This is a genomic window from Bradyrhizobium sp. USDA 4474 (genome assembly GCF_054057515.1).
On the sequence record NZ_JBSRZJ010000001.1, the window covers coordinates 137715 to 151229 of the forward strand.

General features: G+C 59.9%; 10 protein-coding genes and 2 pseudogenes. 7 read left to right on the top strand and 5 right to left on the bottom strand.

Going from position 1 to position 13515, the window contains the following annotated elements; genetic code table 11:
- The first annotated feature begins 587 nt into the window (after positions 1-587).
- The 3 genes from ACVW16_RS00620 to ACVW16_RS00630 all read left to right on the top strand — a co-directional run bounded on the left by ACVW16_RS00620 (position 588) and on the right by ACVW16_RS00630 (position 4285).
- A complete protein-coding gene (locus tag ACVW16_RS00620; RefSeq protein ID WP_456705381.1) occupies positions 588-725 on the top strand; it encodes a hypothetical protein in 138 nt (45 codons plus the stop codon).
- Between the two features lie 415 nt (positions 726-1140).
- Positions 1141-3609, top strand: a complete 2469-nt coding sequence (locus ACVW16_RS00625) for an ATP-binding protein (RefSeq protein WP_456802178.1) — start codon at positions 1141-1143, stop codon at positions 3607-3609.
- A 211-nt stretch (positions 3610-3820) separates the two neighbouring features.
- Positions 3821-4285 carry a lipocalin-like domain-containing protein gene (locus ACVW16_RS00630; RefSeq protein WP_456734502.1) on the top strand — a complete coding sequence of 155 codons (465 nt, stop codon included), beginning with the start codon at positions 3821-3823 and terminating at the stop codon, positions 4283-4285.
- A gap of 1007 nt (positions 4286-5292) precedes the next feature.
- Here the strand turns inward: ACVW16_RS00630 and istB are convergent.
- Together istB and istA are read right to left on the bottom strand one after the other, a co-directional pair.
- Entirely contained in the window at positions 5293-6153 is an 861-nt protein-coding gene (istB, locus tag ACVW16_RS00635) for an IS21-like element helper ATPase IstB (protein WP_456701697.1), read from the bottom strand.
- Positions 6153-7460 carry an IS21 family transposase gene (istA, locus tag ACVW16_RS00640; RefSeq protein ID WP_456802179.1) on the bottom strand — a complete coding sequence of 436 codons (1308 nt, stop codon included), beginning with the start codon at positions 7458-7460 and terminating at the stop codon, positions 6153-6155. The genes istB and istA overlap by 1 nt, the downstream gene beginning before the upstream one ends.
- Before the next feature lie 136 nt (positions 7461-7596).
- Here istA and ACVW16_RS00645 point away from each other — a divergent pair, with 136 nt between their 5' ends.
- Both ACVW16_RS00645 and ACVW16_RS00650 read left to right on the top strand, forming a co-directional pair.
- On the top strand, positions 7597-9132 hold the full coding sequence (locus ACVW16_RS00645; RefSeq protein WP_456701696.1) for a DDE-type integrase/transposase/recombinase: 1536 nt from the start codon (positions 7597-7599) through the stop codon (positions 9130-9132).
- Between the two features lie 283 nt (positions 9133-9415).
- Positions 9416-9838, top strand: a complete 423-nt coding sequence (locus tag ACVW16_RS00650; protein ID WP_456739128.1) for a Crp/Fnr family transcriptional regulator — start codon at positions 9416-9418, stop codon at positions 9836-9838.
- 8 nt (positions 9839-9846) lie between these two features.
- On the opposite strand, the pseudogene ACVW16_RS00655 reads toward ACVW16_RS00650, so the two are convergent.
- From ACVW16_RS00655 to ACVW16_RS00665, 3 genes and pseudogenes are all read right to left on the bottom strand, one after another.
- Positions 9847-10481 (bottom strand): annotated as a pseudogene (locus ACVW16_RS00655) (ISNCY family transposase); the annotation flags it as partial.
- 183 nt (positions 10482-10664) lie between these two features.
- Positions 10665-10805: pseudogene (locus ACVW16_RS00660) on the bottom strand (ABC transporter substrate-binding protein); the annotation flags it as partial.
- A gap of 313 nt (positions 10806-11118) precedes the next feature.
- Entirely contained in the window at positions 11119-11850 is a 732-nt protein-coding gene (locus ACVW16_RS00665) for a helix-turn-helix transcriptional regulator (RefSeq protein ID WP_456739127.1), read from the bottom strand.
- Positions 11851-12232: 382 nt separating this feature from the next.
- Between ACVW16_RS00665 and ACVW16_RS00670 the strand changes: the two genes are divergently transcribed.
- Both ACVW16_RS00670 and ACVW16_RS00675 read left to right on the top strand, forming a co-directional pair.
- A complete protein-coding gene (locus tag ACVW16_RS00670; protein ID WP_456739126.1) occupies positions 12233-12865 on the top strand; it encodes an acyl-homoserine-lactone synthase in 633 nt (210 codons plus the stop codon).
- Between the two features lie 36 nt (positions 12866-12901).
- Positions 12902-13471 carry a type IV secretion protein gene (locus ACVW16_RS00675; protein ID WP_456739125.1) on the top strand — a complete coding sequence of 190 codons (570 nt, stop codon included), beginning with the start codon at positions 12902-12904 and terminating at the stop codon, positions 13469-13471.
- Positions 13472-13515: the final 44 nt, after the last annotated feature.

The window sequence follows — 13515 nt, forward strand, 5'->3', positions numbered from 1 at the left end:
TCTCCATCGGCTACAGCCCTGTCGGCTCTTGCTCCCGCGCAGCGGGCTGGAGCGCAGCGACTTGTGCATTGGCCCATCAGCGAAGTGCCCCGCGCGGGACGGAGGTCCGCTTATTGCGGCAGAACGGACCAGATCTGCTCAACCAGAGTTCTTCGCATTTTGATTGACCCATTGCCGACATCGGCAAAATCTCGTCGATGCAAACTAGCCAGCACGGTAAGCAACTGCGCCGAGAGGAACGAACGGCTAGGCTCAAGAGCGGTAACGCCGTACTCGCCCGGAGGGCTCCCTCGCCACTCCGGTATGCTACTAGCGTCGCATGTCAGCAAACGTCTCCGCAGATAAGGATCGGCAACCACTCTGCTCCAGATGCGGCTCCGCTCTGAGCCTGGTTGGTGCAACATCTGCTTGACCCGACCAACGGCCGCTCCGTTCGACTCTTCTCGTGCGCTTGCGGCGAGCGAGCATGGCGGGACGAGGCTGGCCCAACAGCTCCAATTTGAGCCCGCATGGATAATCAACCTGAAGATCCAGTCTGGCCTCGCGGGTGACGTCGACATAAATGCCGTTCGTTCGGAGGGCTGGTCATGAAAAGTGTTACTGAGTCCCACAATCGCGCTGCTGAGTTCGTGCGTCTGGTGCACGAAGCGCAGCAGCATTCCCTCAAACGGCGCTACGCAGATCTTGCTTTCCGCTATCACTTACTTTCCGAAGAGCGCGTTTGAATGATTTAAGGCGGCGAGATCCCGCCAGACGAGCAGTGAACGATCTCGGATGAACGATATCACAGTTCTCAAGAGTTTAAGGGCAAGGCCGGGCGATGGGACTGGTTTGCTGCGACCGTCTAAATGTCTGTCTCTCCGCCGTGAGTTGGTTGTTCGCTGTTACGCCGACTTCCGGTTTTCAGGACATAGTGGACGAGCTTAGGTCGCCCGGTGAGTGCGGGTTTTGCCCCCATAGGATCACGCGCGCCACGTCTGTCTTTTGCAGTGCGGCGAGCCGACGTCGCACATGGCTCGGTTGCCACCGGCGCGACCTGGTTGGTAGGATTGCCCATCCTCGGCGATGGGCGGATCGAGCGTGGCGTTGTTGGTTGAGCCAGTATGGCCGCCGGGCAAGCAGCCGGCATGGGCAGTCTACGTGGCTGTCATCTTTGTCGTGGCTGCTGCCTATTTTCTTGCTGCGCGCCTGAGCCTCTTCCTGCTCGCCGAACCTGACGGCGTTGCCGTGTTCTGGCCGGCCGCAGGGGTTGCTTCCGGTATCCTGATCGGGGCGGGTTCGGCCGCGCGGTGGCCGGTTGTCATCGGCGTGGTGGCGGCGACGCTCGTCGCTAATCTGTCGGGCGATCGCAATTTGTCGAGCTCCATCTTCTTCGCATTCGCGAACGCCATAGAGGCCGTCATTATCGCCGCCCTCGTCGAGCACTTCCACGGCTCGCGATTCGAGCTCGATCGGCTGCAGCGCGTTATTGGATTGTTCGCGGCCACGATCGCCGCAACGGCGCTCTCCGGGTTCGTCGGCACGCTCGGCTTTGTGCTGTTTCACACCTCGAACGCATCGATCCCGACCATCTGGCTTCACTGGTTTACGTCCGACGCGCTGGGCGCCGTGACCGTTGCACCACTTGCGATCGGGGTCGCGTCGCTGATACGCGACTTTCCACCGCGCCGCGAAGTCACGGAAGGAGGCGTGGCATTGACATTGGCCGCGATGTTGTGCGCGGGCATGGTCTTTCTGCCGAACCAGCCGTGGACGTTTGAGCTGGCAATTGCCACCCTCAGCCCGCTTGTTGTCTGGATCGCGGCTCGCCTTCGGCCCGCCTTCACCGCTGCGGCAACGTTCATGTGTGCGATCACGATCGTCTGGACAACGACCTTTGCGGTCGGTGTGTTTGGCGATCCGCGTTTGCCGGTCGAAGAACGCATCCTGTCCGCCCAGGCGACGATTCTGGCAGCGTCGTTCGGCGCGCTGGTTTTGGCGGCGCTCTTCAGCGAACGGCGGCTTCACGAGACCAGCATTCTGGAACGAGAGCTTCGGCTGCAGGAAGCGCTTCGCGCCGGCGGAGTCATGACATTCGACTGGAACGTAGCCGCAGGCGAGGTTCGGTACAGCTCGAATGCCGAACAAATTCTCGGTGTTCTATCGAGGCAGTCCCTCGATAGCTCAGTCTGGCTCGAACAGATCCATCCCGATGATCGTCCGAGGATGATCGAATGCGCGGATGGCGCGCGTCCCGATGCGCCATCGCTTGCGGTGACGTTCCGTTATCGGCGTCCCGACGGCGCCGGCGAAGTGTGGCTAGAGCAAATTGCCGTCGCCCAATTCAATGCAGCCGGAAAGCTTGCGCACATTCATGGTCTCGCGGCTGATATTACCGCTCGTAAACGATCCGAGCAGGAGATTTCGTTCGCGCGTAAATCGGCGGAGTTGGCCGACCGCGCCAAGTCCAGCTTTCTCGCTGCGGCAAGCCACGATTTGCGGCAGCCGCTGCAAACCCTTAGATTCCTGCAAGGCTTGCTCGAGCAGCATCATTCCAATGGCGAAGGGCGCAAGCTCGTCACCGATATGGGCCGTTCGCTCGACACCATGTCCAGCATGCTGTCGAGTTTGCTCGACGTCAATCAGCTCGAATCCGGCAGCGTGCGGCCATCGCTGAGCGAGTTTACGCTCAACGACATATTCGATTCGATTGCCGTCGACTTTGCCCGCTCGGTCGAGGAAAAAGGTCTGCGATGGTGCCTGGTGCGTTCTGGAGCGATGGTCCGCAGCGACAAACGCATGCTCGAGGAAATGCTGCGCAACCTGCTGTCGAACGCGACCCGGTATACCGATGCAGGCAGGATCCTGCTGGGGTGCCGCCGCAGCGGCGATAATATTCGCATTGAAGTCTGGGACAGTGGCGTCGGAATCGGGCCTGATCAACTGCCAGACATCTTTGCGGAATATTATCAGGGTGCGGAGGGCCTGCAGCGTGGCGGTTTCGGACTGGGTCTTGCGATCGTCAGGAGACTGGCGACTTTGCTGGACCATCGAATCCATGTGAGCTCCACAGTCGGCAAGGGTACGCGCTTCTCCATCGAAGTCCCGCGTGTGCAAGCGCGCAGCGATGTACCCGAGGTGCCGCGGAGTGCGGCAAATGAAGTTGATTTGCTGCCGGCACGTGAGGTCCTCATCATCGAGGATGAGACGTCGGTGCGAACGGCGGTCGCCAGATTCCTGAAAGCCAAGGGGATCGAGGCGGTCGTCACGGCGACGGGGGATGAAGCGCTGACGCTCGTGAACAGCGAGAGCGTCCGCCCGGATCTGGTGCTGTCCGACTACAATTTGCGTGGCTCGATCGACGGCGTCGAGAGCATCGGGGCGCTGCGGGCCGCGCTCGGCTGGAACGTTCCAGCCATTATCATGACGGGCGACATGAGGTCGGAGACCGTCGAGGCGATAATCGCACAGGATATTTCGGTGCTGATCAAGCCGTTTCAGGCTGCCGAGCTTCTGCACCATATGACGCAAATCCCGTCCGGAACTACGAAAGCAATCGGAAGGTTCTCGGAGGCACGCACTATGTCTGCCCATGACAAATTGGGCGCGGTGCATCGATGTCGACGATGAGTGGTAAAGCATACGCGGCGTCGATCGGGCCAACCGCCGCGATTGACCTACTTCGGACATCAGCCCGCTTTGACCGGCCTATGCGCTAGTTCAACTTTCGATCTATTTGATGCCTTAGATTGTCGGTGCCTTTGCTGCCGCAAGGCGTTCCCTTAAATCAAAATCGTGCCTGACTGGAATGCTTTTCCAGAACAAGGAAGGAGGATTGCCCATGCGCAATTCGGAACCCACCCCTTTAGTTAGCCACGATCCGAAGGATTTGGAAGGCACGTGGACGCTCGTTTCCGTCGTAACCGAGCGGGACGGCGAAAGATTGGATACTTATGGCCCAAACGCTAAGGGGCATCTGGTGTTCGATCCGATCGGGCGATATTCAATCATCTTTATTTCCAGTGGCCTCCCGAATTTTGCGTCGGACAGCCGTTCCAGCCCGACGGCAGATGAAAGCAATGCTGTTGTTTCGGGAAGCTTCGCCCATTGCGGCACTTACGTCGTGGACGAGGTGGACAAGAGCTTCACGTTTCAAGTCGAGCGTGCGACATTTCCCAACTGGGACGGCAAGAACACGAAACGTTCGTTTGTTATCAGGGGTGATGAGCTGCACTTCACAGACCCGCACTCATCGGGCGGTGGGGTGGCGACAACGATCTTCGAGCGGGCAAAGCGTGCACGCTAGGTCTTCTCTTCAACTCAACACAAGGTCCGCGATTGGCCCGGGGCGGGCCGTCGGGGAAACCGGAGAGGCTCGCAGGAGCCTCGATCGTCGGTTTTGACCCAACTGGTCCGGCCCCGCGTTGCAAGAGATTTCGTCAACCTGTCAGATGGCGGTCTTGCATCAATGTATCCCGCCTCTGATTGGAGCGAGCTACGCCCCGGGCCATCATGGATATCAGGGCGCATTCGAGCTGATTGGCGGACAGGCCTCGAACGGGCCATTCGGTCACCAGTGTTCGCATGCGCCGGGAAGACCGATCTTCCATCGTCGTGTCATCCTCTCGCAGACCTCGACGGGTGAGGGATGTTGGTTACGTCATCTCGATAGCTGCTCACTTCGCGCTGCTCCTTTGTTCGTGTCTGGCGGTCGTTCCTTCGTCCGGGCCTGCGCGCGCAGACGCGCCGCGCGCAAGAGGCCGTCAAGGCCGGCCGTCGTGGTGTCCTGACGTCTTGCTCTACGCTGCCAGGCTGCGCCTTGAGGGCCCCGAGCACGGCGCGAGGGTCGGGCCATCAGGACGCCGTCTCCTCAGTCTTGACGCACTCGAAGGCGCGTCCCTTGTTGAGAACCGCCCAGGCGATCCCGGCAATGCCTCCAGGTCGGAACAATTTTGGGCGCAATTGGAGTCACGCGGCTGCTAGTGCTTCCTTGCTTTAGCGGAGCAAGACGGTAATCCCCTGAACTTCAGGTAGGGCTACAAGATGTCACTCGGAAGGCTGATCGGCCGCTTGCAGGCTGTTAATGGCTTGTCCCCAATCGAGCGCGATCAACTGTTGGACTACCCATTAAGTTGAAGCAGTTCGCTGACGGCAATTACATATTACGCGAGGGAGATGCGGCCACTCAATGCGGCCCGGTCGTGAGTGGGTATGTCTTTCGCCAAAAGATAGTTGGCAGCCGATTGCAAATTCTGTCAAACGCCTTCCGGAACTGCCCCCTTTGCGTCACGAAGAACTGCCCCCACCATCGGATTATGATCTCGGTTGAAGGTTGTTTCCGCCGGTGACGGGCCGGAGGGAGGCGGAGCCGACCGGAGGGCCGTCACCGGCGGTCGGCGTCTTGATGAGGCCGCTTTTGCGCTTGGCGCGAAGTCGGTAGCTGTCGCCGCGGATGGTCAGCACGTGGCTGTGATGCAGGAGCCGGTCAAGGATCGCGGTGGCGACCACGGGATCGGCGAACACCGTACCCCATTCGGCAACGCTGCGGTTCGACGTGATCAGCATCGCGCCAGTTTCGTATCGCCGGCTGACCAGTTGGAAGAACAGATGGGCCGCGTCAGGTTCAAGAGGCAAGTAGCCGAGTTCGTCGACGATGAGCAGCTTTGGCTTCGACAGCGCGAGAAGTTTCTCGTCCAGGCGTCGCTCGCCGTGCGCCTTGGCAAGGCCAGCGACCAGCGTCGTCGCCGTGGTGAACTGCACCGTGTATCCGGCCAGGATCGCCTCTCGCCCGAGCGCGATCGACAAGTGCGTCTTACCTACGCCTGGCGGCCCGAGCAGCAGCACGTTTTCTCCGTTGGCTATCCAACGTGATGCGGCAAGATCACGGATCTGCTTTGGATCGATTGACGGCTGCGCCTCGAAGTCGAAGCCAGCAAGCTCCTTCACCGCCGGGAAGTGTGCGAGCTTCAGCGCCATCTCTATGCGGCGATGGTCCTTGCGTGCGATCTCGCGCTCGCACAGCAGGATCAGCGTCTCACGCGCCGACAGGTTCGCGCGCGCCGCCTCGTCGAGCAGGGTGTCGAGCTGATCGCGGATACCCGAGAGCTGCAGTCGCGCCAGCATGGCATCGAGCGGATCGGCCGTTGCTTCCATTATCTTCTTTGCCCGTGCCATCAGAAGCTTCCTCCGACCACGGCTTCGTATTCGGCAAGAGGGCGCAACAACGACGGGGGTGAGGACGGCGCCAGCACCGCCGCCGCGATCTCAGCCCGGCGGACCGCGCCATTGCGACCAGCAACACCATCGAGATGAGCGGTGTCGATGATCCGCAGCCGGCGTCCATCCGATTGCTTGTGGATCGCAACTTGGTGCAATCCATGGCGGATCCGCACTTCCCCGGCCGCGATCGTTACCGCCACGCGCTCGCCAAGCAGGCGCCACGGCACTGAGTAGCTGTTCGTGTCGATCTCGACGGCGCAATCATGCCCGACGACGCGGGTCAGTTCACGCAACGATCCGAACGACGGTTGCCCGCTAAGCGGCTTCAACCGATGTGCCTCGTCACGCGCAAAGCGAGCAATCGGCGCCTCCCCGGTCGTGCCGTGGATACGCACGTTCGCCACCTCACGCTCCCATCCGGCCAGATGCGCCTCGAATGCCTCCCAGCTCGCGAAGGAATGCCCCGCGATCGCGTTCTTCTTCACGTAACCGACGCCATTCTCCGTCTTGCCCTTCGTCCGCGCCCGATACGGCGCGCAGGCGCGAGGACAGAAGCCCCAATGTTTTGCGAATGCGATCAGCTTGTCATTGAACTGAACCGATCGGGTCACCGCGTCGTGGCGCACCACGAGCGCCCGTGGATTGTCCATCAGCACTTCCTCCGGCACACCGCCGAGGGTCGTGAATGTGCTCTCGAGCCCGGCAAACCAATGCTCCTGCCTCTCGGCCCGGAACGCACGCGCATGAAGCCGTCGCGAGTGGCCGAGCGTTGCCACGAACACGAATGCCTTGACTCTCGCCCCTCCGATCTCGACCAGACGCTCGCCGAAGTCGATCTGCAGCTGCCGGCCTGGCGGCGTCTCGAACCGCGTCGTCGCCAACGCCTCCGCCTTCAGCGCCTGACGATAGGGCTGCACGGCGCGTTGCAGCGTCCGCCGGCTGACTGTCACGCCTTGCTCGGCCAACAGGTCCTGGCGCACCACGTCGGCATTGCCGCGATGCCGAATGAGCCTCTCGCGCAGCCAACCCTCAAGGCCGTCGAGACGCTTCGGCCGCTCAGGCGACTTGAACGGCTTCACCCCGCCCGCCGCCACGTAGTCCTTCACCGTGTGATGACTGCAGCCAAGCTGCCGCGCAATCCGCTTCAGACCCCACCCGCACGCCCTCAGGCGCAACATCTCCGCCACGTCATCCGGCGTCTTCATCACCTGCCCCCGTGGATCAATCCACGACGAGCTTTCCGCGATTCGTTCCTCTTTCATTCACTCTCTCCTCGGCTATCCAAGGAGGGGGCAATTCCTCATGACGCCGAGGGGCGCATTGCCTCACTAAAAATGTTACCGGACAACTTTCCTGTCGTGTCTGGGGCGGAGCTGCCGAATCAGTTCGGTGGCGGGTATGGCAGGGAAGATCAGCATGCGCGCAAAGCGCGAGATCACATCAGCGCTGGTGGAGCGTTATCGGGCGAGCGGACGGCTCGAGAAGGCACGGATCCTGGACGAGCTGTGTGCCCTTACGGGATGGCATCGTAAGCACGCGATCCGAGCACTGTCGGTGGACGGGGCATCGGGATCGGCCGTGCCGCGGCGACGGGGCCGCAGTTACGGAGCTTCCATTCGCGTTGCACTGATTGTGCTCTGGGACGCCTCTGACCGGCTCTGCAGTAAGCGGCTCGTCGCGATGATCCCGTTTTTGCTTCCGGCACTTGAACGGCACGGCAGATTGAAGCTTTCTGCCGATGAGAGGTCGAAGGTTTTGAAGGTGAGCGCGGCGACGATCGATCGCCTGCTGAGCGACGTAAAGATCGCAGCAGCCGGAGGGCGCCGACGGCGGGCGGGCTTTTCTAGTGCCGTACGGCGGCAAGTCCCGGTGCGTACATTCAATGACTGGGGATCACCTCCGCCGGGGTACTGCGAAGCGGATCTGGTTGCGCACGGCGGCATGTCCGTATCTGGCGCGTTCATTCAGACGCTAACAATGGTGGATATCGCAACGGGGTGGACCGAATGCTTTCCGCTCGTCGTGCGTGAAGCAGCTCTTGTGATCGAAGCTCTCGAGCGGGCGCAGAACCTATTTCCCTGGCCCATTCGGGGGCTAGATTTTGATAACGACAGCGCCTTCATGAACGACACGGTCGTGTCGTGGTGCCGTTCTCACGATGTCGAAGTCACTCGTTCCAGGGCCTACAAGAAGAACGATCAGGCATTCGTTGAACAAAAGAACGGAGCTATCGTTCGCCGCCTGGTGGGCTACGGGCGGTTTGAAGGCATTGATGCCGCTCGCTCATTAGCTCGCCTGTTTGCTGCGGCACGGCTGCACATCAATTTCTTCCAGCCCTCGTTTAAGCTGAAGGAGAAGCACCGCGAAGGTGCCAAGATGATCAAGCGCTATCTTCCTCCCGCTACGCCGTACGAAAGAGCATTGGTCCACCCGAGGCTCAATGAGGCATTCAAAGGTCGGCTGCGGGAGATTTACCGGACGCTTGATCCGGTGGCATTGCTGGCACAAATGCGGGACGCTCAGAATGAGCTGGGTAAGCGCGTCGATCAACGGGCTGGAAAGCCAGCGATGACTGTCGCGCAGGGGCATAGCGACTTAGCGGCCTTTGCCCGAGAGCTCGGCGACGGTTGGAAACAGGGTGAGCAGCGGGGCATTCATCGTCGTCGCTATGTGCGGCGCAAGCCTGTGCCACGTCGGCCATCGATGCTCGACCCCTACATTCCCATCATCGAGGAATGGCTCGCCGCGGCTCCGCACTTGTCCGCGGTCGATCTTCTCTCCCGGCTGGAAGCGCATGCGCCCGGTCGGTTCAGCGGCCATCAGCGGCGCACGGTGCAGCGATTGGTCAAGAATTGGCGATCAAAGGCCGCTCGACAGCTCATCAGCAGCACAGAGATCACACTATCGGGCCAAGCTTCGTGCCTTAGTATTTAAATCCTGACAGGTTCTTTCGCCGAAGCACCGCAAGCCGCTCGCTCGCTACGGCGCTCTGTAGGGCGCGCTTCGCGAGCAGCTTGCTCCGACTCGCGGCAGCCGATCCAGAAAAACACCAGGGTGCGCTTCGGTAACATTGTCATCTGAGGCAATATGAGGGGGCAGTTTTCCATGGCGCGCGACACAAATTCTCGCACTGTACGTTCCCGGCGATATTCCCGATTTGCCCACCCTACACCTCCCGCGCATGGATCATGATCTTTGCAGCGTGGGTCCCTCGACAGTGGCGTTTATTCCGCACTCGCATCTGCAAAACTTGCTTACATCATCCGCGCCGCTTACTCATGTTTTTTGGCGCGAAACTTTGATTAATGGCGCTGTATTCCGGGAGTGGGTTGCAGCCCTTGGAGCGCGTTCAGCCTTATCCAGGATCGCGCACCTTCTCTGTGAGCTTGCAGCCCGCCTTGAAGTTGTCGGGCTCATGCCCAACAACAGCTTTGAGTTCCCATTCACACAGCAGAACATGGCGGACGCTTGCGGCCTATCCGCTGTGCATGTCAACCGGATGATCCAAGAGCTTCGATCTCGTGGCTTGATCGAGTGGGAAAGGCGCGAGGTGGTGCTTCTGAATCGTGGAGAACTCGAAGCCCTTGCAGAGTTCAATTCTGATTATTTGCACATTGATGGTGGCAAACGCATAATTTAGCCCGGCTCCGTGCTCAACAGCGTCCGTTCGCGCACGATCAGAGGAGCGCACTTCGTCCAGCCGGTAGCAATGTCGGTGAGCACGAGGGTCTGGATGAAGCTGCCGCGCGCAGATGGACCGCTATGCGCGACAAGGTCGGCCTCGACGAATCCGGGCGCCGGATCATTCCAACCTGCCGACGTCCTTATTGGAACACTGCGACGCAACGAGTGCGTCGCGTGCGGCCGACGCTTGCGACCTAATCCTTCTCGGACCCGCACCAATGCGCGGTCGATCGTCGCAGCGCTGATTGCTAAAAGTTTGTCGCGGATCTCGGGGGCAAGGTCGAGGTGGCCATGCCGTTCCATCGCCTCAATCAACGCAGGAATCAACGCCTTCAGCTGCTTCCCGCAGATCCGGTCTGGCGCCTCCCAAAGGAGCACGAGCGCGTTGTGTTCGACCTCATTATACATTCGACGTCGCGCCCTTCGGCTTGGGCGCGCGTCTTCCTGACCTCGAAGTAGTCGCATCGCATGTTTGCGATGGAACCCGGTGATGTCGACGAACTCATCCAATATCCGCGTCTTCTTCGCGCGATCCGAACGCCGATAGCGCGCGCCTGCTGCCGCAGTTCCTTCCGCGTTGCCATGCTTAGCCACCCCATCTTCGCCCCCGCTCGCTCCCGCTCCAAGGGAGCAATTTACGTTAGGCAACGGCGCAGCATCCGGTAACAATTAGGGCGAGGCAATGCGCACTGTCACCCTGATTGCCGCGCGGCATTTCCCGCGCCAAAGGCCATCCGACTCTGTCGAGTCGCCTCTCGGGCACTAGCCACAGATCGGCGTTTTAGGCCCTTGGCGCCAAGCGCCTCGACCCGTTCCGGATCGAGTTGTAGATGCTCAAAATTTGAGCGCACCTCGTCGCCGTCAAGGTGCGTCCCGAATGTGGCCTAGACGATCCTGATCGCCTCGAAATTGAGGATCATGTTGCTGTGATATTCTTCCGGCCAGTCTTCGCTGATCCGATGGCTAGGTACTTATGTCCGATCTTGAGCTGCTCGGCTTCGCTTCGGTCGGCGCTGAAGTCATCCGCCGCGCAGCGCATTGGGCGGGTGCACCCGATGATGGCTGTCGGTAATGAGGCCCATCAAATAGAATCGGATGACTGTGATCGATCAGCGTCCTGGGTGAATAGTGCAAATGTAGTGAGGCGGCCTACCTCAATGTCCGTCCACAGTCCTGGGCAGCCGCGCCTCACCCTCAATCCTGGTACTCTTGCCAAGCCGGATGTCTGTTCTAACGCTATCGGAGCAATCCCTGTCGAAAGGCCAGGGCCACGGCATGAGAAAGGGTTGATGCAGCAAGATTTTGCCTGGCATTGTCCAGATGAAACTTTACTCCTCGCGACCCGATGCCAAGTAGCTGCGCTACATCTCGCATTGTCTTGCCGTCAGAAATCCAACCGAGACACTGACGCTCGCGCTGAGTCAGCACGGATTCCTGTTGCCCGAGCGGGATCAGGTGGCCGATTTTGGCGGCGCTCACATGTGCATGAAAGGTACGCCCCATCATTTCCAACATGTCCTGCGAGGTCTCAATGAAGCGATCGAGTCCAAGGCTACGCTCGTCCACCGCTAGCGTGAACGCCGCGAACCGGTTTTGGCTCGAGGGTATTCGAACGGTTAGGCCAGTCCTGATCTTGAAGCTCAGCGCCTCGTCAAACAGACGGCGCTCTTTCGCTGACTTTGCGCCTCGCGCATCACGTCCGTCCCACAGGAACACACGGCTCGTGTTTCGCTGCTGAAGAAGAACGGGATCTATGTTGTGATATCCCTCCCCAAAATAACGGCTGGTCCAGCTCTTCGGATAGGATGAGATCAGATGAGGGCCATTCGCGCGCTGCCCAAAATAAGCGAACCATCGGAACCCCAGCGAATGAGCGGCGCGCTCCGCAACACGCCGAAAATCATCTTCCGTATGGACAGCGTGCAGACAATCGACAAATTCATCGCACGCTCTTTTGACATCTTTCATCGCGTCACTTCTCAATTGCTACAACGCGAATATTATAATGATTCGCTCTCTACGTGTAGCGGTTTATTGCGGCGTTGCGACAGCTTTGGGGCACGATACCGCTCTCAGAACTACAGCGGCAAACGCGATCATACGCACAAAGCTGCAACAACCTCTGAGCGAGCTACTCTTAGCGACAATTTCTGTCGCTTCGTGGAAGCAAGGAAATTCCATTTCTTACGCTGATAGTAGGGCTTCTAAAGTGCGCGCCGATACTCGCGCCTCGCAATACGGTTCGCGACCCAACAGATCCATAGCGCCCTGTCAGAACTGACAGTGCAAGGCGGTGACCGTGACTGCTTTCTTGATCTCGAAGCTGTGATTCATAAGTTTGAGGTTAGGAATGAAGGTAATTGTGCGTAGCCGTGCAGCACTGCTGCAAGACTCCGAACTAACGCTGGGAATGCATCGCCTGCGAGGGCGCGTATGCAAAGATCGCCTTGACTGGGACGTCTCTGTTTCAAACGGATTGGAGATTGATCAGTACGACACCTTGGCAATTTATCTCTTGGTGCTCGAGCAAGACGATGTCATTGGTTGTGTTCGCCTCCTGCCGACCGCGGGTCGCAACATGCTTGCGGATACGTTTCCAGTATTGCTGGATGGCAACCCGGCGCCGAGGGCGACCACGATCTGGGAGAGTTCGCGCTTTTGCGTTGACACAAAGACCGTTGCTGCAACGGCTGAGAATGGTCTGCGCAAGGCGACGTTCCTGCTGTTTGCAGCAATGATCGAGTGGGGCCAGCAGAGCGATCTTCAGGCCATCGCAACCGTCACCGATCTGCGCATGGAACGCATCCTGCGCCGGGCCGGATGGCGTCTCGATCGCCTGGGTACGCCCCGTCAAATCGGGACGACCAAAGCCGTCGCCGGTTTGTTGCCGATCACCGATGAGGCCCTCGGCGCGATCGGAACGGCCGGGCAGATTTCGGAGCGTGCAATTGAGGCGCCATCAAGCCTGCCGATCGCTGCCTGACATCGAACGACCTCAGCTCCTGACAAAGGCTCTCACATGGATCCCGCTGCATTTGCGGCTCTGCTCGAACGATGCGCCCCGACCGCAATGGCTCGGCCGCTGGCGGCAATCGTGCGGCAGGCGAGCTCGTTCGAGCCGCTGCTCATCACGATTGAAGGGCGCAAACCGATTCCGATTCAGCCCACTGACCGTGACGAGGCCATCCAGCTCGCAACCGAGGCCATTGCTGGCGGCCAGCATGTCCGAACAGGTCTCGCCCAACTTGATGCTGAGGAAACAAAGAAGGCCGGGCTGACGGTGGCCAGTACATTCGATGCATGCCAGCACATAGCTGGCCTTGGCAGATTGTTCGACACGCGCCTGCAAGCTGCGAGCATGAAAGGCGCAGATCACGACCAGGCGATTGCCGAGGCTGTTGCAAGCTTTGTGTCCAAAGCTCCCAGCCAAGCCTCCGAGCCTCCCATCCAGCCACTGGCGTCTGCCGGTCGTGACCGCCGCACCGGCGATACGACAATCAATCCACCCGCAGCGTCTGCCAGTGAGCACCCGCGCTGGGACGTCTATCGCTCGGGACTAGGCACATCAGCCTTCGTCTATGAGCGATGACAAAGCGTCGTTTTTCCACTTCAACTCAATACCGTGGTCCGGGC

Coding starts and splice junctions, on each gene's coding strand:
- ACVW16_RS00670 (WP_456739126.1), top strand. CDS start 12,233: ATGAAGGTAATTGTGCGTAGCCGTGCAGCACTGCTGCAAGACTCCGAA.
- ACVW16_RS00630 (WP_456734502.1), top strand. CDS start 3,821: ATGCGCAATTCGGAACCCACCCCTTTAGTTAGCCACGATCCGAAGGAT.
- ACVW16_RS00645 (WP_456701696.1), top strand. CDS start 7,597: ATGGCAGGGAAGATCAGCATGCGCGCAAAGCGCGAGATCACATCAGCG.
- istB (WP_456701697.1), bottom strand. CDS start 6,153: ATGGCACGGGCAAAGAAGATAATGGAAGCAACGGCCGATCCGCTCGAT.
- ACVW16_RS00665 (WP_456739127.1), bottom strand. CDS start 11,850: ATGAAAGATGTCAAAAGAGCGTGCGATGAATTTGTCGATTGTCTGCAC.
- istA (WP_456802179.1), bottom strand. CDS start 7,460: ATGAAAGAGGAACGAATCGCGGAAAGCTCGTCGTGGATTGATCCACGG.
- ACVW16_RS00675 (WP_456739125.1), top strand. CDS start 12,902: ATGGATCCCGCTGCATTTGCGGCTCTGCTCGAACGATGCGCCCCGACC.
- ACVW16_RS00620 (WP_456705381.1), top strand. CDS start 588: ATGAAAAGTGTTACTGAGTCCCACAATCGCGCTGCTGAGTTCGTGCGT.